21 protein-coding genes are annotated in these 24234 nt (G+C 72.2%); 8 read left to right on the top strand and 13 right to left on the bottom strand.

From position 1 onward, the window contains the following. Positions 1 to 157: 157 nt before the first annotated feature. Entirely contained in the window at positions 158 to 1189 is a 1032-nt protein-coding gene (rsgA, locus tag ACGFY5_RS09935) for a ribosome small subunit-dependent GTPase A (RefSeq protein ID WP_392719216.1), read from the bottom strand. A gap of 192 nt (positions 1190 to 1381) precedes the next feature. Continuing rightward, positions 1382 to 2008: a TetR/AcrR family transcriptional regulator gene (locus ACGFY5_RS09930; RefSeq protein ID WP_392719215.1), complete on the bottom strand. Its 627-nt coding sequence runs from the start codon at positions 2006 to 2008 to the stop codon at positions 1382 to 1384. Positions 2009 to 2297: 289 nt separating this feature from the next. On the opposite strand from ACGFY5_RS09930, the gene ACGFY5_RS09925 reads away from it, so the two are divergent. Both ACGFY5_RS09925 and ACGFY5_RS09920 read left to right on the top strand, forming a co-directional pair. Beyond that, entirely contained in the window at positions 2298 to 2684 is a 387-nt protein-coding gene (locus ACGFY5_RS09925) for a hypothetical protein (protein WP_392719214.1), read from the top strand. A gap of 107 nt (positions 2685 to 2791) precedes the next feature. Then, the gene (locus ACGFY5_RS09920) at positions 2792 to 3553 is read left to right on the top strand and encodes an alpha/beta fold hydrolase (protein ID WP_392719213.1); all 762 of its coding nucleotides are present in this window, start codon (positions 2792 to 2794) and stop codon (positions 3551 to 3553) included. A gap of 41 nt (positions 3554 to 3594) precedes the next feature. Here the strand turns inward: ACGFY5_RS09920 and ACGFY5_RS09915 are convergent, their stop codons facing one another. From ACGFY5_RS09915 to ACGFY5_RS09905, 3 genes are all read right to left on the bottom strand, one after another. Beyond that, entirely contained in the window at positions 3595 to 4551 is a 957-nt protein-coding gene (locus ACGFY5_RS09915; protein ID WP_392719212.1) for a sensor histidine kinase, read from the bottom strand. Positions 4552 to 4602: 51 nt separating this feature from the next. Continuing rightward, positions 4603 to 5589, bottom strand: coding sequence for a malate dehydrogenase (locus ACGFY5_RS09910; RefSeq protein ID WP_392719211.1), 987 nt, complete (start codon positions 5587 to 5589; stop codon positions 4603 to 4605). 137 nt (positions 5590 to 5726) lie between these two features. Further along, positions 5727 to 6116 carry an ankyrin repeat domain-containing protein gene (locus ACGFY5_RS09905; protein WP_392719210.1) on the bottom strand — a complete coding sequence of 130 codons (390 nt, stop codon included), beginning with the start codon at positions 6114 to 6116 and terminating at the stop codon, positions 5727 to 5729. Between the two features lie 132 nt (positions 6117 to 6248). Between ACGFY5_RS09905 and ACGFY5_RS09900 the strand changes: the two genes are divergently transcribed. Together ACGFY5_RS09900 and ACGFY5_RS09895 are read left to right on the top strand one after the other, a co-directional pair. Further along, complete coding sequence (locus tag ACGFY5_RS09900; RefSeq protein WP_392719209.1) at positions 6249 to 9524, top strand: BTAD domain-containing putative transcriptional regulator; 3276 nt, start codon at positions 6249 to 6251, stop codon at positions 9522 to 9524. Further along, a complete protein-coding gene (locus tag ACGFY5_RS09895; protein WP_392719208.1) occupies positions 9521 to 10348 on the top strand; it encodes a pentapeptide repeat-containing protein in 828 nt (275 codons plus the stop codon). Before ACGFY5_RS09900 ends, ACGFY5_RS09895 begins: the two co-directional genes overlap by 4 nt. Here ACGFY5_RS09895 and ACGFY5_RS09890 read toward each other — a convergent pair. From ACGFY5_RS09890 to ACGFY5_RS09880, 3 genes are read right to left on the bottom strand one after another with little or no spacing between them, the layout of a single operon-like run. Continuing rightward, a complete protein-coding gene (locus tag ACGFY5_RS09890) occupies positions 10345 to 11247 on the bottom strand; it encodes an alpha/beta fold hydrolase (RefSeq protein WP_392719207.1) in 903 nt (300 codons plus the stop codon). The two genes, ACGFY5_RS09895 and ACGFY5_RS09890, sit on opposite strands and share 4 nt — an antisense overlap. After that, positions 11240 to 12160 (bottom strand): VOC family protein, encoded by a 921-nt coding sequence (locus ACGFY5_RS09885; protein WP_392719206.1) that lies wholly within the window; start codon positions 12158 to 12160, stop codon positions 11240 to 11242. Before ACGFY5_RS09885 ends, ACGFY5_RS09890 begins: the two co-directional genes overlap by 8 nt. After that, entirely contained in the window at positions 12157 to 12996 is an 840-nt protein-coding gene (locus tag ACGFY5_RS09880; RefSeq protein ID WP_392720454.1) for a fumarylacetoacetate hydrolase family protein, read from the bottom strand. Before ACGFY5_RS09880 ends, ACGFY5_RS09885 begins: the two co-directional genes overlap by 4 nt. A 174-nt stretch (positions 12997 to 13170) precedes the next feature. Between ACGFY5_RS09880 and ACGFY5_RS09875 the strand changes: the two genes are divergently transcribed. Continuing rightward, the gene (locus tag ACGFY5_RS09875) at positions 13171 to 13944 is read left to right on the top strand and encodes an IclR family transcriptional regulator (protein ID WP_392719205.1); all 774 of its coding nucleotides are present in this window, start codon (positions 13171 to 13173) and stop codon (positions 13942 to 13944) included. Here the strand turns inward: ACGFY5_RS09875 and ACGFY5_RS09870 are convergent. Continuing rightward, a complete protein-coding gene (locus ACGFY5_RS09870; RefSeq protein ID WP_392719204.1) occupies positions 13928 to 15088 on the bottom strand; it encodes a response regulator in 1161 nt (386 codons plus the stop codon). The genes ACGFY5_RS09875 and ACGFY5_RS09870 overlap by 17 nt on opposite strands. A 76-nt stretch (positions 15089 to 15164) precedes the next feature. Here ACGFY5_RS09870 and ACGFY5_RS09865 point away from each other — a divergent pair, with 76 nt between their 5' ends. Beyond that, complete coding sequence (locus tag ACGFY5_RS09865) at positions 15165 to 16241, top strand: HDOD domain-containing protein (RefSeq protein WP_392719203.1); 1077 nt, start codon at positions 15165 to 15167, stop codon at positions 16239 to 16241. Between the two features lie 86 nt (positions 16242 to 16327). On the opposite strand, the gene ACGFY5_RS09860 is transcribed toward ACGFY5_RS09865, so the two are convergent. The 3 genes from ACGFY5_RS09860 to ACGFY5_RS09850 form a co-directional block, all read right to left on the bottom strand. Then, a complete protein-coding gene (locus ACGFY5_RS09860; RefSeq protein ID WP_392719202.1) occupies positions 16328 to 16957 on the bottom strand; it encodes a hypothetical protein in 630 nt (209 codons plus the stop codon). Positions 16958 to 17121: 164 nt separating this feature from the next. After that, the gene (locus tag ACGFY5_RS09855; protein WP_392719201.1) at positions 17122 to 18111 is read right to left on the bottom strand and encodes a GlxA family transcriptional regulator; all 990 of its coding nucleotides are present in this window, start codon (positions 18109 to 18111) and stop codon (positions 17122 to 17124) included. Between the two features lie 7 nt (positions 18112 to 18118). Continuing rightward, positions 18119 to 18700 carry a cysteine hydrolase family protein gene (locus ACGFY5_RS09850; RefSeq protein ID WP_392719200.1) on the bottom strand — a complete coding sequence of 194 codons (582 nt, stop codon included), beginning with the start codon at positions 18698 to 18700 and terminating at the stop codon, positions 18119 to 18121. Positions 18701 to 18883: 183 nt separating this feature from the next. Here ACGFY5_RS09850 and ACGFY5_RS09845 point away from each other — a divergent pair, with 183 nt between their 5' ends. Beyond that, positions 18884 to 21268: a HelD family protein gene (locus ACGFY5_RS09845; protein ID WP_392719199.1), complete on the top strand. Its 2385-nt coding sequence runs from the start codon at positions 18884 to 18886 to the stop codon at positions 21266 to 21268. A gap of 48 nt (positions 21269 to 21316) precedes the next feature. Here ACGFY5_RS09845 and ACGFY5_RS09840 read toward each other — a convergent pair whose 3' ends face one another. Beyond that, positions 21317 to 22534, bottom strand: a complete 1218-nt coding sequence (locus ACGFY5_RS09840; protein ID WP_392719198.1) for an EAL and HDOD domain-containing protein — start codon at positions 22532 to 22534, stop codon at positions 21317 to 21319. A gap of 443 nt (positions 22535 to 22977) precedes the next feature. Between ACGFY5_RS09840 and ACGFY5_RS09835 the strand changes: the two genes are divergently transcribed. Then, the gene (locus ACGFY5_RS09835; protein WP_392719197.1) at positions 22978 to 24213 is read left to right on the top strand and encodes an acyl-CoA dehydrogenase family protein; all 1236 of its coding nucleotides are present in this window, start codon (positions 22978 to 22980) and stop codon (positions 24211 to 24213) included. Positions 24214 to 24234: the final 21 nt, after the last annotated feature.

Here is a 24234-nt window from a genome sequence, read left to right as displayed (position 1 = left end):
AGTGGGCAGGTGCCGCCTCCTCGACGGCACCTGCCCGCTCTGCTTCGCGGAAGCACCCGCACCGTAGCGGGACCCTCCGACAAAATCGCCGCGCCGGGGCGCGGCCACCGCCCATCCCCATGCCGTGCATGCCGGCCAGCACAGAAGCGAGTGCACGTCAGCGCCGCCCGGATCCGGGCCGGTTCCACTGGTTACGCAGCTGACGGTGGAACGACCGCTCCTTCGCGCGCCGCTCGGACCGCAACCGCGCGTCGGTGCGCGCCGCCGCCCACTCGTTCTCCCGGACGAGCTTGCGGTAGCTGTCCAGGCGCCGCGCGGGCAGCAGCCCCGCGTCGATCGCCTCCTGCACGGCGCAGCCGGGTTCACCGCCGTGGGCGCAGTCACCGAACCGGCAGTCGGCGGCCAGCGCGTCGATGTCGGCGAACGCGCGCGCCACCCCGTCCTCGGCGTCGAACAACCCGACGCCCCGCAGCCCGGGGGTGTCGATGAGGACACCCCGCGCGCCGCGCAACGGCAGCAGTTCGCGGCGCACGGTGGTGTGCCGGCCCTTCCCGTCGGCCGCGCGGACGCCCTGCACGGCCAGCTCCACACCGGTCAGCGCGGTCGCGAGAGTGGACTTGCCGACGCCGGAGCGGCCGACGAGCACCACGGTGCCGGTCAGCTCCGCGGTGAGGGTGTCCAATCCGGTGCCGGCGACCGAGCTGGTGGCGACCACGTCCACCCCGATCGCCACCCCCGCAACCTCGTCACGGACCTGATCGACGTCGGGACAGGCATCTGTCTTGGTGAGGACCACGACGGGGCGGGCGCCGCTCTCCCACGCCAGCGCCAGCAGACGTTCGGCGCGGCCGAGGTCCACGGTGCCTTCGCAGGGGATGACGACGGCGACGACGTCGACGTTGGCGGCCAGGACCTGACCGGAGGACACACCGGACGCCGACGCGCGCACCAGCGCGGTCCGCCGCGGCAGCACCGCATGAACCGACAGGCCGGAGAGCGCGACCCAGTCACCGGTGCACACGTCCAGGCGGGAGAAGTCCGCGCGGGTCACCCCGCCGGACACCGCGACGTCACACTGACCGCGGTCGACGCGCACCACCCGCCCCGGGGTCAGGCCACCGGCGGCGTGGGGCGCGAAAGAATCAGCCCAGGGGGAGTCCCACCCGAGCACGTCAAAAGAGAAAGACAACGCAGGAACCCTTTGCGGGTAGTCGGCCGCACGGTTCAGTCGGCGGCCGGGAGGACGAGGGACGGCGCGACGCTGCGCAGGGCAGCGTCAACCACGAAGGCAGCCATGGACTGCGCACCTCCGTCTCCCTCGAACCCGTTCCTGCTCCACACGCACGCTAGCGGCCGCACGCGCACGGCCGCTAGCGAATATTCACCAGCCGCTGGCGCGCGCGATCGCCGGCGTGCGCGACGCGGCGGGCAGCAGCCGGTCCAGGTGGTGACGCAACGCGCCCACCGCCTCATCGACGCTGCGCGCCCCACCCAGGACGCTGGTCGCCAGACCGTCGGACATCGCCAGCAGCGCCACGGCCTCCGCGCGGGCGTCCGCCGGTGGCCGCAGCACCATGCGCAACTGCTCGGTGAGCAGCTCCTCCCGCGCGTCCGGGCCGGCGAGCACGGCCTGCGCGGCGATCGTCGAGTCGGTCATCGCCAGCACCGCGAACGCCGCGTGCGCCAGATGGAAACGTTTGGTGTCCGGGTCGGTCGGCAGCATCGCCACCAGCGTCGCCTCGATGACCGTGCGCGGCGACGCCGCCGGCCCCACCGCCTCCACCCGCGTGGTGACCTCGTCGGTCAGCCGCCGGGTCAGGTAGCTGGCGGTGAACAGCAGCAGCTGTTCCTTGCTGGGGAAGTAGTACTGCACCAGGCGCAGCGAGACACCGGCCTCCGCGGCCACCTCCCGCAAGCTCATCCCGTGGAGGCCCTGGACACCCACCACGCGCAGCAACGCCTCGGCGATCTCCCGCCTCCGTTGCTGATGGTCCACCCGTTTCGGCATGTCTCCCGTGCCTCCGTCCGGTCCGGCCCCTCCGTTGATGACAGGTGCACGTCCCATCACTCCTGTTTGGTTCGACACCACCCGAAACAACGTCGCATTTGCCCACTGTGGAGACGAAAGTCCGGTAACTGGTTGGCTGAACGAACGGGTCCGAGCATCCTCCGTACGGGCATTACTCGGGCGCGCCGCCCGCCGCGCCGACCCACCGCACCCCGGTTTCTCACAAAACTCACATCTCGCGTGCTTTCGTACTTCCTGCCCGAAACAACTCGAGGAGGGACCCACCTCTATGGCAAGCACGACAGCACGGCGGGCCGCACTGGCCCTGGCCGGACTCGCGGTCACCGGAGGCGTCGCCGGCATGGCCGGAACCGCCCAGGCCGCCGCCCCCGCCACCACCCCCACCACGACCGTCAGCAACGGCGGACACGGATGGTACGGCTGGGACGGCGACGAGGACGAGGTCGTCGCGGTGTTCCAGTCCTACCGCCAGTGCGCCTGGGCCGCCCGTGCCGGCCAGTACCGCGGCTACTGGCGCGACGCCGACTGCGACTTCGTCCGCACCGGCTACCGCGGACACTGGCGCCAGCAGTGGGGCAACCAGTTCCACCGCTACTGGCAGGGCGGCGGCTGGCACTACCGCGGCATCTGGGTCCTGCGCGCCGACGTCGACTGACCCCACCGCACCAACCCCAGGTCGGTCACCAACCCCCACCGACCTTGCCCGCCGGCCCCACCGAACACCCCCCAACGATTCGGTGGGGCCGGCGCTACGTTGAGCCCATGAGCTACACCACCGTCGACGGCCTGCGCACTTACTACGAAACCCACGGCACCGGCGACCCCGTCGTCCTCCTGCACGGCGGCCTCGGCAACGCCACCCACTTCACCGCGCAGATCCCCGAACTGGCCCAGCACTACCAGGTCATCGTCCCCGAACGCCGCGGCCACGGACGCACCCCCGACGCCGACGGACGCCTCACCTACCGCCTCATGGCCGCCGAGACGAGCGCATTCCTCGACACCCTCGGCATCGCCTCCGCCCACCTCGTCGGCTGGAGCGACGGCGCCATGGTCGCCGCCCTCGTCGCCATCGACCGCCCCGAACTCGTCGACAAACTCGTCCTCATCGGCCAGTACTTGCACCCCGACGGCGCCCGCCCCGAAGCCTGGGCCCTCCTGCACGACGACGACGCCATGACCGCCTGGGCCCGCGACGACTACGCCACACTCTCACCCGACGGCGCCGACCACTTCGACACGTTCGCCGCCAAAAGCCTGCGCATGTGGCGCGAAGACACCGGCATCCCCGACGAACAGATCGCCACCATCACCGCACCCACCCTGCTCCTGCAGGGCGACGACGACATGGTGCGCATCGAACACAGCGCCGCCCTGCTCACCACCCTGCCCGAAGCACAACTCGGCGTCGTCCCCGGCACCTCCCACGGGCTGCTCATGGAGAAACCCGCCCTCGCCAACCAGCTCCTGCTCGACTTCCTCGGCGGCGAACACCCCGCCAAGATCATGTCGCTCAACGGCTAGGGGAGTAGACCCCTCCCGAGCACTACTTGACATAATGCACATTATCGGCGAACCGATCGGGGGAGACGGATCAGGAAAGTGGAGCCCTTCCCAGGGGTGGAATCCACCTCGATCGAACCCCCGTGCGTACCCACCACACACCGCCACGCCATCGCAAGACCCTGACCCGTCCCACGACCCACACCCTTCGTCGTGAAAAACGGATCGAACACCCGCAACCGCGTCGCCTCATCCATCCCGACCCCGTTGTCCGACACCGAAATCTCCACAGCATCCGGCAGACCACGCGTCGCCACCGTGATCAGCCCCGGCGACGAACCATCCGCCACCGCATGCGCCGCATTCACCACCAGATTCAGCACCACCTGCTTCAGCTCACCCTCATAACACGGCACCAACCCCAGCCCTGGATCCAAAGCCAGCTCCAGCCGCGCCACGTACTTCCACTCGTTACGGCACACCTCCACCGTCGAGGACACCGCACGATTCACATCCGCCTGCGTCAAACCCTCACCCGGATGCGCGAACTCGTTCATCGCCCGCACGATCCCCGCCACCCGCTCCACACCTTCGAGCGTCTGCTCCAGCGCCGCCGGCACCTCGGCCCGCAGATACTCGTCCTCGACGCCCGGCAACACCGACTCGAACGCCTCCCGCAGAAACACCACGTTGTGCGACACGTACTGCACCGGCGTGTTGATCTCGTGCGCCAACCCCGCCGCCAACGCACCGATCGACTCCAGCCGCGTCGCGTGCGCCGCCTCATGCTCCGACGCCACCACACCCGACACGTCGACCACCACACCCAAGCCCGGCCCGGCCTTCACCAGATACGTCGCCCCCGCGACCCGGACCACCCGCTCCTCACCGGGCCCCACCGACGCGACCACGGCATCCAGCTCCGGCGTCCGCAGCGCCTCGAACACCGCATTGCCCCGCACGCCGGCCCGCCCGGCGTCGAGATAAAAAACCGCAAGTGGGAGCAAATCGACCGTCACCAGACACACAATAGGGGGCGGCCGCAGGCCGCCCCCTATTGAACGAAAGACTCAGATCAAGCCCAGGCCGCGCACCGCGTCGCGCTCCTCACCCAACTCAGCCACCGACGCGTCGATCCGCTCACGCGAGAACGCATCGATCTCCAAGCCCTGCACGATCGAGAACTTGCCGTCCTTCGCCGTCACCGGGAACGACGAAATCAAGCCCTCCGGCACACCGTAGGAACCGTCCGACGGAATCGCCGCCGACGTCCAGTCACCCTCAGCCGTACCGTTCACCCACGTGTGCACGTGATCGATCGCCGCCGACGCCGCGGACGCCGCCGAACTCGCGCCCCGCGCCTCGATGATCGCCGCACCGCGCTTGGCCACCGTCGGAATGAACGTGTCCCGCAACCAGCCCTCGTCGACCTGCTCCGCGGCGACCTTCCCGTTGACCTCCGCGTGGAACAGGTCCGGGTACTGCGTCGCCGAGTGGTTACCCCAGATCGTCAGCTTCTTGATCGCCGTCACCGGCACGTCGAGCTTCGCCGCCAGCTGCGAGATCGCCCGGTTGTGGTCCAGACGCGTCATCGCCGTGAACCGCTCCGCCGGCACGTCCGGCGCATGCGCCTGCGCGATCAGAGCGTTCGTGTTCGCCGGGTTACCGACCACCAGCACCTTGATGTCGTCGGCCGCGACCTCGTTGATCGCCGCGCCCTGCGGCTTGAAGATGCCACCATTGGCCTCGAGCAGGTCACCCCGCTCCATGCCCTTGCTACGGGGACGGGCACCCACCAGCAGCGCCACGTTCGCACCGTCGAACGCCACCCGCGGATCGTCGGAGATGTCGACGCTCTGCAGCAGCGGGAAGGCGCCGTCCGCCAGCTCCATCGCGGTACCCTCGGCGGCCTTGAGAGCCGGGGTGATCTCCAGCAGCCGCAGCTTCACCGGAACGTCCGCACCGAGCAGATGCCCCGACGCGATCCGGAACAGCAGCGCGTAGCCGATCTGGCCCGCTGCACCGGTGACCGTGACCGTCACTGGTCCCTGCACCATTACGCCTCCCACCGTCGATTTCTTCCGAGTGTCGACGCTACCGCTCCTCCCCTGCGGGAGAGCGGACCGGTCCCTCCGGTGTGAGCTGTTGCTCTTCGGGCGCGTGTGTTCTGACGTATGGGCTTGTTACTACGGGGTCAGGATTCGAGGAGTTCCAACATCTCGGGGATGTCGAAGAAGCGGGCCGTGTCGAGAGCGGAGGGCCCGCCCGCATTCGGGTCGGCGCCGGCGTCCAAGAGCGTCCTGACGTTGGCCTTCGAACGCCGGAACACCGCGGCGGCCAGGGGTGTCTGGCCTTTGTCGTTGGCGCGGTTGACGTCCGCGCCGCGTTCCACCAGCGCCGACACCGTCGACGGATGGTCGTAGTACGCCGCGAGGATCAGCAGCGTGTCGCCCTTGTCGTTGGTGAGGTTGGCCGGCAGGCCCGCGTCGACGTTGCCTGCGAGCAGTTCGGTGTTGCCCTCGCGTGCGGCGTCGAACATGCGGTGGGCGAACGCGAGTGTTTCCGCGTCGATTTCCTCGGCCATGTCGCACACCCTAGCGCCGTCACGAGGCGGCCTCCCCCGCTCGGGTGCGTTTGGTGTGGGTGGTTGAGCGTGTTCAGGCGTATGGGCTTGTTATTACTTACCTTGTCGGTGGGATGGGACAGAATCGTGTCCATGAACATCGGGCTGCTCGGCGCCGTGGAGGTGCGTGACTCCGCGGGCCTTGCGGTTCCCGTCACCGGGGTGCGGCAGCGCGCTCTACTGTGTCGGTTGGCGCTCGACCCGGGGCGGCTGGTCACCGTGGACCGGCTCGTCGACGACCTGTGGGACGCCCGGCCGCCGGCGGCACCGGGCAACGCGCTGCAGTCGGCGGTGTCGCGGCTACGGCGTGACCTGGACCGGGCCGGCCCACCCGGCCGGAACGCGATCGGGTCGCACCCGGCGGGGTACCGGCTGAGCCTCTCCCCTGCCCTGGTGGACCTGCACGAGTTCGGGCGCCTGGTCGCAGCCGGTACGTCCGCGTTGCGCTCCGGGGACGCCCAGGTCGCCGCGTCGCTGCTGCGCGAAGCGCTGGGGTTGTGGCGCGGTCCCGCGCTGGCCGACGCCGGGGACGCACCGTTCGTGCTGGCCGCCGCGTCGCAGGCCGAGGAACTGCGGCTCACCGCGCTCGAGGGCCGGGTCGCGGCGGACCTGTCACTGGGTGTCGACGCCACCGCGCTGGTCACCGAACTGACCGCCGCATGTGCCGCCCACCCGCTGCGGGAAGGGCTGGCGGCGCGGCTGATCCAGGCGCTGGTCGCGGCGGGGCGCCGCGCGGATGCGCTCGAACGTTTCGCCGACACCCGCCGGATGCTCGCCGACCGGCTCGGCGTCGATCCGGGGCAGGAGCTGCGGGAGGCGCACCTGGCGGCGCTGCGGGAGGAGGCTCCGGCCGAGGTGTTGCCCCGCGGGGGCAACCTGCCGGCGTCGCTGACGAGCTTCGTGGGGCGTTCCGCCGAGCTGGCCCGGGTGGTGCAGCTGCTCGCGTCCGGCCGGTTGGTGACGCTCACCGGGCCCGGGGGTGTGGGGAAGACGCGCCTGGCACTCGAGGCGGTGTCGGCGCCGGCCGCGCCGGACGGGGTGTGGCTCGTGGAGCTGGCCGGCGTGGGGGCGTCGGTGGACGCGCTCGCGTCGGCCGTGCTGTCGGTGCTGGCGCGCCCCACCGTGGTGCTGGCCCCGGCCGAGGGCGAGCCGGTGGAGCAGCTCGCGGAGTTGCTGCGTACCCGGCGGCTGGTGCTGGTGCTCGACAACGCCGAGCACGTCGTGGAGCCGCTGGCGTTGCTCGTGACGCGGGTCCTGGCCGCGGCTCCGGGGGTGCGGGCACTGGTGACCAGCCGGGAGGCGCTCGGCGTCGTGGGCGAGGCGCTGTGCCCCGTATCGCCGTTGCCGGTCGCGTCCGCGATCGAGGAGGGGGCGCCGGGCGCGGCGGCGGTGCGGTTGTTCGCGGAACGGGCTGCGGCGGTGCGGCCCGGGTTCGCGGTGACCGCCGAGAACGCGGCGGAGGTGACGCGGATCTGCGCGGCGTTGGACGGGCTGCCACTGGCGATCGAACTGGCCGCGGCCCGCTTACGGTCGCTGAGCCTCACCGAGGTCGCGTCCCGGCTCGACGACCGGTTCGCGCTGCTCGGGCGGGGAAGCCGCGGCGGGGTCCCGCGCCACCGCACCCTGCGCGCGGTGATGGACGGCAGCTGGGAGCTGCTCACCGCCCCGGAGCGCACCCTCCTGCGACGGCTCGCCCTGTTCGCCGGCCCCGCCCCCTTGGCCGCGATCGACGCGGTCTGCGGTCCCGGCACCGACCTGCCCGACGTCGTCGGGGACCTGGTCGACCGGTCGCTGGTCGTTCCCGTCGACGGCCCCGACGGACGTCGCTACCGACTCCTGGAGACCGTCCGCGCCTACGCCGCGGAACGGCTCGCGGAGGCCGGGGAGGGTGCGCACGTGGCCGCTGCCCACACCGCCTACCTTCTCGACGTCGTGGAGCGCGACGAACCGGTCCTGCGCACCGGCGACCAGCTGGGCGCGATCGCACGATTCCAGGCGTGGCACGCGGACCTGGACGCGGCGACGTCCCGCGCGCTCGCCGCCGGCGACGTGCGGGTGGTACGCAGGCTGGTCGCGGCGCGCCTGTGGTTCTGGTGGCTCACCGGCCAGCGCCGCACCGCCGCCACCTGGGCCACCCAGGCCCTCACCCTCGGCGAGGTGTCCCCCACTCCCGACACCGCCACCGCCCTCTGCCTCCTGGCCGCCACAGCAGGCCCCTGGCCTCCCACAGCCCCTGCCCCCGGCGCCTCGTACTCGTCCGGGGCCCACACCGCCGTCCGGGCCGGGGAGGGGTTCGGGGCGCCGGGTGGGGTGTGGGAGGCGGTGGCGGGGCTGGATCACCCGGCGAGCATGTTTGCGGTCGCGTGGCTCGGGGGTGGGGTGGGGTCGCCGGACACCGGCGGGCCCGCCTGGATGGAGGCGGCCGCGGTCCGGTTCGCGCAGCACCCGGATCCGTGGTGCCGGGCCGCCAGCCGAGTACTGGCCGGGCACGCGGCCTGGGACGCCGGTGACGCCGACCGCGCGCACGCTGCGTTCGCCGCGGCACGGGCGTTGTTCACGCCGCTGGGCGAGCGCTGGGGGTTGCTGCTGGCGGCGTCCAGCATCGCGATGGTCACCGGAGCGGACGACCCCGCTGCGGCCCTGGCGGCGTTACGCGAGGCCGAGGCGCTCGCGGTGGAGCTCGACGGGCTCAGCGAGATCCCGGAGCTGCTCGTCCAGATCGCCACGCTCGCCGGGCGCCTGGGCGAGTTCGACGGCGCCGCCGATGCCCTGACCCGCGCCGACGCGCTCGCGGCCCGCACCGAAGACAGCCTGCTCCGAGCCCGTATCGCCCACGCCCGTGGCGAGGTAGCCCGCTACCACGGCGACCTCCCCACGGCCGTCACCCACCACCACACCGCCCTGTCGCTACTAGCCACCGACGAACCCCCACCGCAGCGGGCACCCGTGGTGGGGCCGCCGGCGGCGGTGCGGTTCACGGCGCAGCTGCATTCCTGCCTGGCGCGGGTCGAGGCCGAGCGGGGGTCGCCCACTGCGGGCGAGTGGCACGCTCGGGCGCTGCTCCTGTCCGCCCGCACGGGTGACGCTCCCCTCCGCGCCGACGTGCTCGAACGCTACGCCGCCTGGTGCGCCAGCAGCCAGGCCCGCGCCCCTCACGGCGCCCGAGCGCTCGGAGCGGCCTGGGCCCTACGCCACGGAGTCACCCCGCACCGTGGGGACACTGCACTCAGCCGGCCGATGAGGGGTGGGTTGCCGGAGGCCGGGGTGGCTCGGGAGAGGCTGGTGGCTGTGCTCGGGGAGGAGGCGTTCGGGGTGGAGTGGCGCGCCGGATCGACGTGGGACGCGCCGGAACGGACGCTGGGACAGTGACCACACCCCCCGGCGACCTGCGGCCCGACTGCCGGCGGTGCGCCGCGCTGTGCTGCGTGGCGTTGCCGTTCGCGCGGTCCGCGGACTTCGCTGTCGACAAGCCCGGTGGCCGCCCGTGCGGAAACCTCACTGCGGACGACCGGTGCGGCATCCACGCGGACCTTCGTACCTCCGGGTACACCGGCTGCACGGTGTTCGACTGCCTCGGTGCCGGCCAGCACGTCACCCAGCACACGTTCGGTGGTCGCTCGTGGCGCGACTCGCCGGACGTCGCCTCGAGCATGTTCGAGGTTTTCCCGGTGGTGCGGCGGCTGCACGAGTTGCGCTGGTACGTGGAGGAGGCCCTGGGCCTGCCCGCGGCCGCAGACCTCCACCCCGCGCTCGACGACGCCGCCGAGCGCCTCCGCCACCTCGCCGACGGCACCCCCACCGACCTGGAGTCCTGCGACACCGACGCACTCCGCGCCGAGGTCACCCCCCTCCTCCGCGCCGCCAGCGCCCTGGCCCGCACCGGGAAACGACGACGCCGGGGCCGGCGCGGGCCGGTCGACTGGGCGGGGGCGGATCGGATCGGGGCGCGGCTGGGCGGAGCCGCGCTGCGGGGCGCCAACCTGCGCGGCGCCTACCTGATCGCCGCGGATCTGCGGAACGCCGATCTGCGCGGCGCCGACCTCACCGGCGCCGATCTCCGCGACGCCGATCTGCGCGGAGCGAACCTCTTCACCGCGCTGTTCCTCACCCCGTCCCAGCTCGCCGCCGCCCGCGGCGACCACACCACAACGATCCCCGCCCGCCTCCCCCGCCCCACCCACTGGAACACCTAGAGCGTGGCCGCCCACCCGCTGAGGATCTTCGCGTACCGGGCCGGTTCGAACTGGTGCATCATGTGCAGCGCATCCGGCACCGACTCGTAGTCGACCCGCACGCCCGCCGACGCGATCAGCCGCCGCGCCTGCCCGGCCTGCTCGTCGGACAGCGCCCCGATCAGCGACCCGCTCACCGGATCGATCGAGCGCGCATGGTGCGTCACGAGAATCGGCGACTTGACCTGCGTCAGCATGAGTTCGTGCGGGCAGTGCAACGCGACGGTGCCTTCGTAGAAGACGCGAGCCCACTCCGGGTCGTATTCCTTGAGGTGCTGCGGAATCTCTTCGGCGCGGAAGAACCCGGCCATCGGCGACGACGACGCGTTCGCCGCCGCGCAGTACCCGGCCCAGTCCCCGACGCTCCACTGGTCACCCAGGTGGTCGCGGAACAGCGCGAACAGGGGCCCGGCGGCCTGCCGGATCGAGTGTCCGTACGCGGGCACGAGCTCGGACGCGAAGAACGGCGGATCCTCGCACAGCGCGCCGCGGACCTGCCCGGGCAGCGCGTACGCCGAGAGCCACGCGGCCAGCACACCGCCGGAGGAGTTGCCGGCCACGATCGCCGGGCGCCCCACCACCACCGAGAGGAACCGCACCAGGTCGTTGCCGAAGTTGTCGAGGCTGTAGCGCTTCGGTGTCCAGGTGCTGCGGCCCTGGCCCCGCAGGTCCACGGCGAACACCTGGAAGTTCTCGGCGAGGATGCCCATCGCTTCCTCGTAGACCCACCAGGAGCCGGTCTGCTCGGGGATCAGCAGCAGCGCGGGGTTTTCGGGTGAGCCGGCGGTGGCGTAGTTGAGTCGGACCTCACCGAGGTCGACATGCTGTTCGGGATAGGCGTGGGATGCGAAATCAACCACTGTGGGCTCCGGTCATCAGGGCGGCGAGGTCGTCGGGGGCGAGGAACGACGGCGGGGGCGGCGGGCCCCACTGGTAGAGCGACCGGGCGCCCTCCCAGACCCCGGGCGTCCACAGGGCGTCGTCGACGATGCAGTCGAGGTCGGAGTGGTACTCGGCGAAGTTGCCTGCCGGGTCCTTGAGGTACCAGAAGAAGTTGGAGCCGATCGCGTGGCGGCCGAGGCCCCAGACGTGCCGGGCCGGGTCGCCCTCGAGCATCGCGCTCGCGCCGCGCCCCACCTCGTCGACGTCGTCGACCTGCCACGAGGTGTGATGCAGGAAGCTCACCGGGGCGCTCTGGACCAGCACGTTGTGATGGTCTGTCGAGCAGCGCAGAAACGCCGCGATCCCGGGCACCGTGTCGCTGACCCGGAACCCGAGGCCGTCGGTGAAGAACCGGTGCGACGTGTCCTGGTCGGTGGAGCCGAGCACGACGTGCCCGAGTTTGCGGGGCCGCACCGGTCCCTCGCGCAGCACCGCGTCGGCCCGGGCATTGGGGCGGGCCACCTCGCCGGGCCGGTTGATCGCGGGAGCCGCGAGCGGCGTGGACCCGACCCGAGGAGCGAGCGAAACAGTGACGGCGACCCGCGTGCCCGGGTCGGTGGCCCGCACCGCGGCCGCCGACCGCTCCGCGGTGACTCCCAGGCGGGCCAAACTCCGCGCGACCCGGTCCAGATCGTCGGGATCATCGGCCCCGACGCCGAGGGCGATCAACCGCCGCTGCGGTGAATAGGCCACGGAGAGCTGCTGACCCCCGTCCGCGGTCGCGAAGAGCCCATCGCCCAGCGGGGTGAGCCCGAAGTCGGTGTAGAACGCGGTCGCGGCGGCCACGTCGGGCACCCCGAGCGTGATGCCGGTCAGCCCGTGCAGCGTCATGACGGCTCCACGCAGCGCTGGCGCATCGTGCCGATGCCCTCGATCGTGGTCTCGACGACGTCGCCGGGGCGCAGGAAACGCGGCGGAGTGCGGGTGCCGCCGACCCCGGCGGGGGTGCCGGTGAAGATCACGTCCCCCGGGTAGAGGGGCACGACGGCCGACAGCCGCTCGACGAGCTCCGGGATTCCGAAGATCAGCTGGGACGTGTCGCCGTGCTGGACGGTTTCGCCGTTGATCGTGCACGTGATGGTCAGCGACGACGGGAGTTCGTCGGGTGTGACCAGCCAGGGTCCCTGCGGCGCGAACCCGCGGTAGGACTTGCCCAGCGAGAACTGCGGCGGGGACCCGGCCAGCTGCAGCGCCCGCTCGGAGTAGTCCTGACCGACGGTGAGGCCCGCCACGTGCGACCAGCCGTCCCCGGCCGCGACACGGTCGGCTTCCCGGCCGATGATCACGACGAGCTCGGCCTCCCAGTCGACGGTGCCCGCGGGGAGCACCAGGTCACCGACCGGGCCGGCGAAGCTGCCGGTGAACTTCGTGAACACCGACGGGGACGCCGGGATCTGCAGACCGGATTCGAGCACGTGGTCGCGGTAGTTGAGGCCGATCGCGAAGACCTGGCGGGGATCGGGTGACGGCGGTCCGAGTTCCTCGATCAGTAACGGTTCGCCGAAGTCCTGAACACACGCCGCCCAGGCCGAGAACGCGTCCCACGCCCAGTACACCGCGCGCGGATCAGGCCCGAACGCCCCGTCACTGGCCTTCGCAACGTCGACACAATTGGCGCCGTCCGGGGAAATCACCACGGTCCGTCCGGCGCGAACAGCTATCCGCATAAGACTTCCTTCCATCGAGGTCGGCGAGGTCGTGGCCGGGCCCAGCTGATCTCCGTGCGCGGTTCGACCACGATCGACGCCACCCCGTGACGGGCCGCCGCCGGCGATCAGCACGGTGGATGTCACGCCGGTTAAGGTGCGCCAGATGACCCGCCGCACACAGCAGCCGTTCCGATGAGTGGAACGTCAGCCCGCCGCTCGGGACGCCCACCGCAGGGCGAACCGATCATCGACCGGGCGTTCCGCATCCTCGGCGCCTTCGCCGACGCGGGCCAGGCCCTGCCGCTGGCCACGCTCGCCGCCCGCGCCGTGCTCCCCAAAAGCACGACCTCACGGATCGCGACGCAACTGGTCGCGGTCGGCGCGCTCGAACGCACCGCCGACGGCGACTTCGTCGTCGGGCTGCAGCTGCTCGAGATCGCCTCACTGGCACCCCGCGGCCACGGCCTGCGGGCCGCCGCGCTGCCGTTCCTGGAAGACCTGCACCACGTCACCCGCCAGCACATCCTGCTCGGCGTCCGCGACGGGCAGACCGCGGTGCTGGTGGAACGCCTCTCGGCGCGGGACGCGACCGCCGTGAAGTACCGGGTCGGCGGGCGGCTCCCGCTCACCGAGACCGGCATCGGCATCGCGCTGCTGGCGCACGCCCCCGAGCAGGTCCGCGACGAGGCGCTGGCCGCCGCGGCCGACCCGCCCCGCATCCGTCAGCTGCTGGCGACCGTCCGGTCCGCGGGCGTGTGCGCGGTGGCCGGACCCAACCCGGTCGGCACCGGCCCCGCCACGGTCTCCAGCGTCGCCGCCCCGATCCTGGGCCGCGGCGGGGAGCCGCTGGGCGCGATCTCGCTGGTCGGGCCCAAGGACGAGGGCGTGCAGGTCGCCGCCCGCGTCGCCGTGCGCACCGCCGCCCTGGCGATCGCCCGGGCGGCCGGCCTCAGAGCGTCTCTTTGATCGGCGTCACACGCAGCGGCTCGATCACCCCGACGTAGGTCTTGAAGTTCTGCAGCCGCACCCGCACCGTGTCGGTCACCCGATCGCCCTTACGCACCAGTGTGGCGCCGTTCGTGGCCTTCACGTCACGGACGAACCGCATTCCGACCTTCAGCTGGTTGATCTGCACCGAGATCGCGTCCGGCGCCGCGTCGCGCTCCAGCGCGGTCTTGAGCACCGCCTGGATGACGTCGGTGCGGTACCGGCCCCCGCCGGTCAGCCGCGCCGCGCACTCCGGCGGCCACTCCCCGATGTCCTTGGCCGCCAGGAATTCACACGCGACGAGGAAGATCTGCCGTTGCAGCTCCGCGCGGTCGTCCGGGTCCGGGGCGCCCTTCGGCGGGGGTGCGGTGGCGTCCGCGGTCTGCGACCCGATCCATTCGGCGACCCGCTCCAACCGGGGGATCCCCGCCAGGAGGTTCCGGGCCACGTCCGGGTGCGACCGGTACATGGCCTTCTCCCCGGCGCTGCCCTCGATGCCGCCCTCGACCCGCTGCAGCACCTCCGCCGGAATCGACACCAGGCCGAGCTGGGAGAGCCGCGCGGCCATCCGCAGCTCCCAGCTGTGGGACTGCCCCAGCTGCCGGGCGGCCCCACCGACCAGTTCGCTGATCGTCGTGATCCGGCTCCCGGTCTCCGGGCTGGCCATCGCGAGGGCCTGCGCCAGCACCTTCACCGACTCCGACAGCGTCTTCTCCAGCAGGTCCGTGCCGGCTTTGCCCACCTGGTACTGCCGCAACGCGTCGTCGATCGCGGCCTGCAGGTCCCGGGGGCTGCACGGCTTGGCGATGAACCGGAACAGCCGGCCGGTGTTGATCGCCGGGATCGTCGAACGCACGTCCGCCTTGCCCGACAGCAGGATCAGCACCGCCTCGGGCGCCACCTCGGAGGCCGCGCGGAGGAACTCCGATCCGGTCATCTCCGGCATCATCATGTCCGAGACGACCACCGCGAACGGGTTCGAGCCGCCGCGGCTGTGCTCGAGCTTCTTGAGCGCGTCAGCGGGGTTGAGCACGGCTTCGACCTGGTACTTCGCCGACAATGTTCGACGGAGCCCGTCGAGTACCCCGGGCTCGTCGTCCACCAGCAGGATCCGCTGCGCCACTGCGCCCCCAGAATGACGTTTCGTCCGGAATAACCTACTTTAACCAGGAAGGGTTCCCACGGATAGGCGAGGTGCGGTGACCGGCGTCCGAGTGCTGTTCGCCGACGACGAACCCCACGCCTTGGCCGCCCTGCGCCGCATCCTGCGCAGCGCCCGCCCCCACTGGGACGTCGTCTTCGCCGCAACCACCGCCGAAGCCGTCGAGCACTTCCCCGTCGACGTACTGGTGTGCGACGCCGCCCAACCCCCACTCGCCGGCCTGCTCACCGCCGACGGCCCCCACGCCCGCCTCGTGCTCTCCGCCCGCACCGACCGCGAATCACTCCTGCGCGTCCTGGCCCACGCCCACCGCTTCCTCGTCAAACCGTGTGCACCCGAGGACCTGCTGGCCGCCGTCGACCAGGTGACCACCGCACGGGGTAAAAGACCCGTCCTCACCCTCCCCAAGCCCCCCACCATCTACACCGACCTCATCGCCGCCGAAACCGACGCCGCAGGCCTCGCCGCCATCGTCCGCCGCGACCTCACCACCACCACCGACGTGCTCAAACTCGTCAACTCCGGCCTCTTCTGCCCACCCAGCCACGTCGAAAGCCTCGAAGAAGCCGTCGTCCTGCTCGGCGTCGACACCCTCCAGGCCCTCGCGCTGGCCAGCGGCGCCTACCGCACCGACGCGCCCCTGCCCCCCGGCTTCGACCTCGACGCACTCACCGCCCACAGCATGCGCACCGCCGCACTCGCCCGGCGCCTCGCGTCGGCCGAAAACCTCGACCGCACCGAGGCCAGCGCGGTCTTCCTCGCCGGCGTTCTGCACGACATCGGACTGCTCGCCCAGGTCACCGCCCGCCCCGACGGCTGGGCCACCCTCCGCGGCATCACGGACCCCCGGGAGCGCGCCACCGCGGAAGTCGCCGCGTTCGGCTGCACGTCCGCGCAGGCCAGCGCCTACCTCGTCGGACTCTGGGGCTTCCCCGACGCCGTCCTCGAACCCCTCGTCGCCCAACCCGCGCACGACCTGGCGTCCCCGGCCGCGCACCTGCTCTCCTACGCCCGCCTCACCGCGTCCGGCCAGCTCCCGCCCGACAGTGCCTACCTGACCGCCGAGCGCCGCGCCCGCTGGGAGAAAGCGTGTGCCGACGTAGTCGGCGCGTGAGGTCCGGTGGGCCGGGTGCGGGACGTGCGTTTGGGCTTGTTATTTTGATCGACGCCACTCGGCGAGCCACCGTGGGCGGTGGTGGGTCAGGGTGAACGATCGAGGGGAACGTCCGGACCGCTGGACTCCAGGCCGGCGACGATCGGACCCACCAACCGGTCCATCGCCCGCGCCAGCACGGCGACCGCCCGATCCGCGTCCTGCTCGAAGCCCTCCACCGGCCCCTCGGGTGCCTCGGGCAGCCCGGTGAGTGGCAGCGGCGCCTCCACCAGCACGCTGGCGCGCAGGAACGGGCCGCGCGCGAGGTCACGGTCGGTCGGGGTGACGAACTGCCCGAACGTGTTCGGCCAGCCCCGCCAGGCGCCCTCGTCCTCCTCGCGGGTGCGGTCGTCGCCGAACGGGCTGGTCGGCGGCGTCGCGGACGCCACCGGCGGCAACGCGTCCAGGTTCACCGGCGAGGGCGCGACGAGCTGCACCCGGGCGATCAGCGTGCCGTCCCAGGAGTTGCGGACCGCCTCGGCGGCGAGCACCCGGCGGTGCCAGCGCACGTACGCGCGGGTGGAGGCCAGCGGCGGAGTAGCGATCCGCCAGGCCACGATGGCGAACTCGACCGGGGCGATGTCGCCCCAGGCGTCGGCGAACATGTCGTGATGGAACCGGACGAGCTGTGCGTAGCGGTCACGCGTTCCGCGGTCCAACCGGAACACGGTGGTCATGGAGCTCTCCCCCGTCGATGTGCCTCCCGGTCGGCTCCACATTAGGCCGCGTTCCCGCAACCTGACGCCCACCGTCCCCAGCTAGGCCCTGTCCTGCGAATCCATGCTCGGCTGCGGCTCCGCTCAGCCGGGTCTCGCTGCGAGCGAGATTCGCAGGACAGGGCCTAGGCGGACGGGCGGGATCGGAGGCGGCGGAGCATGCGGGCGTCGGTGAAGCCGACCGTCCGGGCGGCCGATTCGACGGTGCTGCCCTGGCCGATCAGGTGTTCGGCGCGTTCGAGGCGCAGCAGCTGCTGGTAGCGCAGGGGCGTGAGACCGGTCGCGCGGTCGAACAGGCGGGTCAGCGTGCGGTCGCTCACTCCCCCGGCGTCGGCGAGCGCGCGCAGCGGGAGCGGGTCGGCGTACCGGGCGTCGATCAGATCCTGGACGCGGTGCACGACGTCGGACAGGTGCGCGCGGTAGCGCAGCAGCACGCTCTCCTGGGGCTCGTCGCCGTTGCGGCGCGCGTACACCACCATCTCCCGGGCCACCCGGGCCGCGACCGCCGGGCCGTGCCAGGACGCCACAATGCCGAGCGCCAGGTCGATGCCGCTGGCGATCCCCGCGGACGTGACGACCCGGTCGTCGGCGACGTACAGCACGTCGGGCACGACCGTGGCCCGCGGGTACCGGCGCGCGAGCTCCCGCTGGATCTCGTGGTGCGTGGTGCAGCGCCGCCCGTCCAGCAGCCCGGCCCGCCCGAGCGCATCAGCCCCCGCACACACGCTCGCCACCGTCCCCCCGGCCGCATGATGAGCCCGCAGCTGCCCGAGCGCCCCCGCACTCATCTCCGGCGTGATCCACTCCGCTTCGACTCGGCCGCCCGAACGGCCCGCCGCGCCGACGCCCGCGGAGACCGGGCCCGGGCGGCGTTCCCAGAGCTCGGCGCGGATGCGCCAGCCCGGGACGATCACGAGGTCGTCGCGGGAGAGCGCCGGCCAGTCGGGCTCGGCGCGCAGCGGCAGACCCTGAGCGCTGGTGACCTCCGCGCGCTCGGCGACGAAGTGCAACGTGACCGGGTAGCCGAACCCGGACAGCGCCGAGAACACCTGCGCCGGGCCCGCCAGATCGAGCAGGTGCAGGCCCGGCACGAGGAAGAACACGACCCGGCGCACGATCCGGTCAGTCTGCCACGAGCTCGCGGGTGCTCGCGATCCGTGCGAACCGTCCGGCCAGCGCGTACTCGGTGCGCTCGACGATCGCGTTGGTCCCGAGCGTGCGCGGGTCTCCCAGGATCGCGTCGACGCCGGTGGCATCGGCGTCCCGATGCGGAATCGGGAACGTCGCCGTCGCGTCGGTGACGAACGTGACCTCGTACCCGTAGTCCGCGGCCAGCCGCGCCGTCGTCTCACAGCACTGCTCCGTCTGGATGCCGGTCACCACGACCTCCCGCACCCCGGCCTCGGTGAGCAGTTGCTGCAGGTTGGTGGTGGTGAACGCGTTCCGCGACGTCTTCGACACCACCGGCTCCCCGGCCGTGGCGGCCAGCGGCGGAATCAGCCGCACGTGCCCGGACGAGGGGTCGAACGGTCCCCCGCTGCCCGGCTCGGTGTGCAGCACCCACACCACCAGCTCCCCGCGCGACCGGGCTGCGTCCACCAGCGAGGAGATCCGCTCCACCACGAACGGATTCGACACCGCCGCCCACGACGCGCGCTGCCGGAACGATTCCTGGACGTCGATCACCAACAATGCACTGGTCATGACGAGAATCCTCGACCCGCGCCCGCACCCCGGACCAGACCCGATGACGCCCCGAACCGGAACGATCCGGTCACCGGCCACCCGGTCCGATCGAACTCTCCGGGAACAACAAGACTGGTCTTTGACGTTGCGCACGCGCACGATCGAGCCCGCACCAATCGGCGAACACACGAGGGTGGACTTTTGTCTCTCGCGGACAGTGGCACGACAGACCTGGACACCGAGCAGAACCGGCTGACCGTTCTCTACGCACGGCTCGACGAGCTGCGCGACGCGACGCGCTCCCGGCTGGCCGAGGTGGCCGCGCAGTCCGGCGGCACCGCGCAGGCCCGCTCCGAGCGGGACTCGGCATTCAGCGAGTACGCCTCCCGGCTCTCCCGCTTCGACGCGGCCGAGCACGGCCTGTGTTTCGGGCGCCTGGACCTGAGCGACGGTGGGCTGCACTACATCGGCCGCGTCGGGCTCCCGGCCGACGATGCCGACGCGGACCCGATGCTGCTCGACTGGCGAGCCCCGGCCGCCCGCCCGTTCTACGTCGCGACGAGCGCCGCGCCGGAAGGCGTCCACCGCCGCAGGCACATCGTCACCCGCGAACGGCGGGTCGTCTCGCTCGACGACGAGGTTCTCGACGGCGCACCCGACGCCGGACGCGAGCAGCTCTCCGGTGCGGCCGCGCTGCTGGCGGCGGTCAACAGCAGCCGCACCGGCCGGATGCACGACATCGTGGCGACGCTGCAGGCCGAGCAGGACACGATCATCCGCAGCGACCAGACCGGTGTACTGGTCGTGCAGGGCGGGCCGGGTACCGGCAAGACGGCGGTGGCGCTGCACCGCGCCGCGTACCTGCTCTACCACTCGGGGCGCATCGCGACCCGGGGTGTGCTGGTGGTCGGTCCCAATCCGACGTTCCTGCGCTACATCGGTCAGGTGCTGCCAGGGCTCGGTGAGACCAGCGTGCTGCTCTCCACCGTCGGCGAGCTGTTCCCGGGTGTGGTGGCGAACCGCGCGGAAGCCGCGGCCGCGGCGGCCGTGAAGGGCCGGCCGGTGATGGCGCAGGTGGTCGCGGCGGCGGTCCGGGACCGCCAGGGGCCGCGCGGTGAGCCGTTCGACGTGCGCGTCGGCGACGACGTGGTGACGCTCGAGCCGGACTTCTGGACCGCGGCCGCCGACCAGGCCCGCGAGACCCGCCGTCCGCACAACAAGGCCCGTCCGGTGTTCGTCCGGTTGGTGCTCGACGAGGTCGCCCGGCAGCTGGCCGCGCAGGCCCAGGGGCTGGCCGACCGCCTCGAGGCGGAGTCCGCGCAGCTGCTCGGCGGCGTCGACCTGGACGCGGCGGCCCGCGGGGACCTGGAGCGCCTCGGGTTCTCCGACTCGCCCGAGGACGAGGTCGATCCCTACTCGGAGACCGCGCTGGACCTGCGGGCGATCGCGGCGGCCGACCCGCGGGTCGCGGCGGCGTGCGACGCGCTGTGGCCGCAGCTGACCCCGCAGCGGCTGCTCTCCCAGCTCTTCTCCGACCCCGCGCGGCTCGCGTCGGCCGCCGACGGTCTGCTCAGCGACGACGAGCAGGCGCTGCTGGTGCGCGCGGCCGGGATCGGGTCGCCCAGTGGGTGGACCGTGGCCGACGTCCCGCTGCTCGACGAGGCCGCCCAACTGCTCGGCGAGGACGACCGGGCGGTGCGGGCGCGGGCGTCGCAGGCCCGTGACGAGGAGATCGCGTACGCGCAGGGCGTGCTGGACGTGGCGGCCGGGTCGCGCACCGAGGACAAGGAAATTCTCACTGCCACCGACCTGATCGACGCCCGGCGACTGGCCGAGCGCAGCCGGGTCGCGGACCGCCGGACGGTCGCCGAGCGCGCCGCGGTGGACCGCACGTGGACGTTCGGGCACGTGATCGTCGACGAGGCACAGGAGCTCTCGCCGATGGCGTGGCGGGTGCTGATGCGCCGCTGTCCGACCCGGTCGATGACGCTGGTCGGTGACGTCGCGCAGACGTCGAGCCCCGGTGGGCTGGACTCGTGGGACGAGGCGCTCGAACCGTTCGTCGGTGACCGGTGGCGGCTGAGCCGGCTGTCGGTCAACTACCGGACGCCGGCGGAGATCATGGCGATCACACTGCCGCTGCTGGAGACGCTGGACGCCGATTCCGAGCCGCCGTCGGCGGTGCGGGAGGCCGGGGTGCCGCCCTGGGAGTGCGTCGCGGTGACGCCCGCGGACGTCGCGGAGGTCGCCCGCAAGGAGCTGGCCGGGCTGCACGAGGGGCGGCTGGCCGTGATCGCGCCCGACGCGCAGGCGGCGGCCATCGCGGCCGCGTTGCCGGAGGCGTCGTCCGGGGCCGACCCGGATCTGACGGCGTCGATGGTCGTGTTGGGTGCGGCTCAGTCCAAAGGCCTCGAGTTCGACGTCGTGCTGGTGGTCGATCCGGCCGCGATGATCGACGCCTCGCCGCGCGGTCGCAACGACCTGTACGTGGCCCTGACCCGCGCGACCCAGCGCCTGGGCGTCCTGCACCCCGCCGCCCTGCCGCCGGAACTGGCCGAGGGCCTGGTGTCCCGCGCGGGCCGCTGACCCGGCCACCGGCGGCCGGTCACTGATCCACCCGACGATGATGGCCGCTCAGGCGGCGGCGAGTAGGTGATTGGTCCAGCGGAGGGCGCCGAATTGGGCGTGGACGAGGTCGGGTGGGGCGAGAACGCCCGGTAGGCGGTCGACGACGCCGTCGGCGTAGCGCTCCGCGGTACGCAGCACCGTGCCGAGCGCGCCCTCGCCGGACACCAGCGCCCCGACCAGTGTCTCCGCGAGCGGTAGCGCGGCCACGAGCTGCGCGACCGGCAGGGCGAGCAGTTCCGCCAGACCCGACAGCAGCCCCACGGTGAACGCGCTACCCGGCGACGCCCCGAACGCCCCCGCGAGATTCCGGCAGAACCGCGCCCGCCCCAGCACCACCGACGCCGCGTGCTTGTCCAACGCCGCACCGTCCGAGAGCAGCATCAGCGTCACCCACCCCTGGATCCGGTCCAGGCCGAGCAGCATCACCGCCTCGCGCAGCGAGATCACCCGCGTCGTCTGCCCGGACGCCGCCGCCCCCACCGCGTGCAGCAACCGGTAACTGACGGCCGGGTCCTGCGCGACGGCCTCGCTCACGTCGTCGATGTCGACGTCCTCGCGACTCAGCAGCGCGATCAGCCGCAACCGCGCGGCGGCGGTCGTCGACAACCGCGGCCGCGACGCGACCCCCGGCGCACCGGCCCCACGCAGCGTCCCCTGGAACAGCTCGAATCCCCGCTCGAGCGCCCGGGCCCGATCGGAGCCGGGCTCCGCGATCAGGCACACCCCGGGAAACCGCGCCCACCGCGTCCGGAACTCGTCGGCGTCGTCCGGCACCGGCAGCGTCACGTACGACATCAACCCGAACAGGGGTTCGAGCAACGGCCCCCACTCCCCGCCCCGCACATCCACCGCGAGCGAGAACCCCCGCCGCACCAGCGCCGCGGCGCCTGCGAGCGACGCGTCGTCCAGCGCGAACGGCTCCGCGAGCAGCAGCGACGCCCGGCCCGGAGCGAACGGCACCGGCACCGCACCGGTCAGGAAGTCCCGGTTCACGGTGACGAAGCACTCCGCCTGCCCGACCAGCTCGTCCAGGCCGAACTCGGTGAACGCGGTGACGATCAGCCGGCTGAGCGCGGCGGTCCGCGCCGGCGTGGCCTCCGCGCCGTCGGCGGTGTCCCGGAACCGCAGCCGGTAAGCGACGACCTGCCCCTCGCGGTCGTACACGGGTTCCCGGCCGACGTGGATGAGCGGCGGCGCCGAGGCATCGGGGAACGGCTTGAGCATGTCCCTAGCAAATCACTTGAATCACCCCAAAGCCTCCAATGCGCCCCGAGTGCCACGGTGTGCGCGCCGGACCCAACGAGATGCAGAAACCACAGGCCGGGCATCGATCCGGCCTGCCGGTCGGTAGCGGACAGGCCAACGTGCCGGTCCGGGCGCATTCGGGGTTCAGGAGCTGAACATCCGCTGTGCACTTTTCGCGCGACTCGCCCCGGTCCGCGCCCCCAACAGCGGGAACCCGAGCACCGGGGAATACCAGAAGTGACCCTCGAATGACCCCCTGCAACGGATGCGCGGCGTCCCCGCACACGCCAGGGTTGACTCCGGCGCCAGTCAGGACGGAGCAGTCACCACCGGCGTCGAACCCCCTACAGCACTTTGTCGTCGATCCGGCACGCGCCCCCTACGGGCGCTTCCCGGGCGGCGACTCGCGACGGAGGCTGTGTATGGACGGCTATTTCGCCACCGAATCCCATGACCGGATCCGAAACGAGGTGCGGGCCTTCGCGGAGACCGAGGTCCGCCCCCGCGTTCCCGACATGGAGGCCGACCGCGGCGTCGCGCACGAACTGTCCAGACTGATCGCGCGGCAGGGCTGGATCGGCGCCGCGATCGACCCCGACCACGGCGGCATGGGCGCCGGGCACGTCGCGAAGACGATCATCATCGAGGAGCTCTCCCGCGTCAGCGGCGCGATGGGCGCGATGGCGCAGGCCTCCCAGCTCGGCGTCGCGAAGATCATCCACTTCGGCACGCCCGCGCAGAAGAAGCGGTGGCTGCCCGCGGTGGCCGCCGGCGACTGCCTGCCGACGATCGCGGTCACCGAGACGACGTCCGGCAGCCACGTCCTGGGCATGTCGACGACCGCGCGACGCGACGGCGACTCCTACGTGCTCAACGGGCGCAAGGCGTTCGTCGGCAACAGCCACGTCGGTGACCTGCACGGTGTCGTGGCCCGCACCGGTGAGCGCGGGGGCCGCAGCCTGTCGGCGTTCCTCGTCGAGGCCGACCGGCCCGGCTTCTCGCTCGCGCCGCACCGGCCGGCCGTCGGCCTGCCCGGCTTCAGCTTCGGAGAGCTGATCTTCGACGACTGCCGCGTGCCGGTGGAGAACCTGCTCGGCGTCGAAGGTGACGGGCTGGACGTGGCCTACTCCTCCAGCATCCTGGTCGGGCGGCCCAACCTCACCGCGGTGTCGCTCGGGATCCACGAGGCGCTGGTCGCCGAGACCGTGCGGTTCGCGCAGTGGCAGCACCGGTACGGCAAGCCGGTGGCCGAGTTGCCGACCGTCCGCGACCAGATCGGGCGCATGCAGTCGCAGCTGATGACCGCGCGGCTCGTGGCCTACCACGCCGCGCACCTGCTCGACGCGGGTGTCGCGTGTGACGCGGAGCTGCAGAACGCGAAGCTGATCAACGCGGAGTACGCGTTGGATTCCGCGCGCCTCGCGGTGGAGATCCACGGCGCCCACGGGCTGTTCCCCGAGGACTCCCCGATCGCCCGCTACCAGCGCGACGCGTTCCACATCCTGCCGCCCGCGGGCACCTCCGCCGTCCAGCGCCTCCGCCTCGCCGAGTACGCCCTGGGCACCGTGAAGGGCACCCCCTGGTCGACCCGCTTCACCACTCCCGAACCGGCCGAGGTGGTCCCCCTGCACGTCGAACCGCTCATCGAAGCTGTCTGACACCGGTCCGGGCCTCACCGG

This window comes from Cryptosporangium sp. NPDC048952 (assembly GCF_043197895.1).
Lineage (GTDB): Bacteria > Actinomycetota > Actinomycetes > Mycobacteriales > Cryptosporangiaceae > Cryptosporangium.
This window is presented reverse-complemented; position numbering and strand designations above follow the sequence as displayed.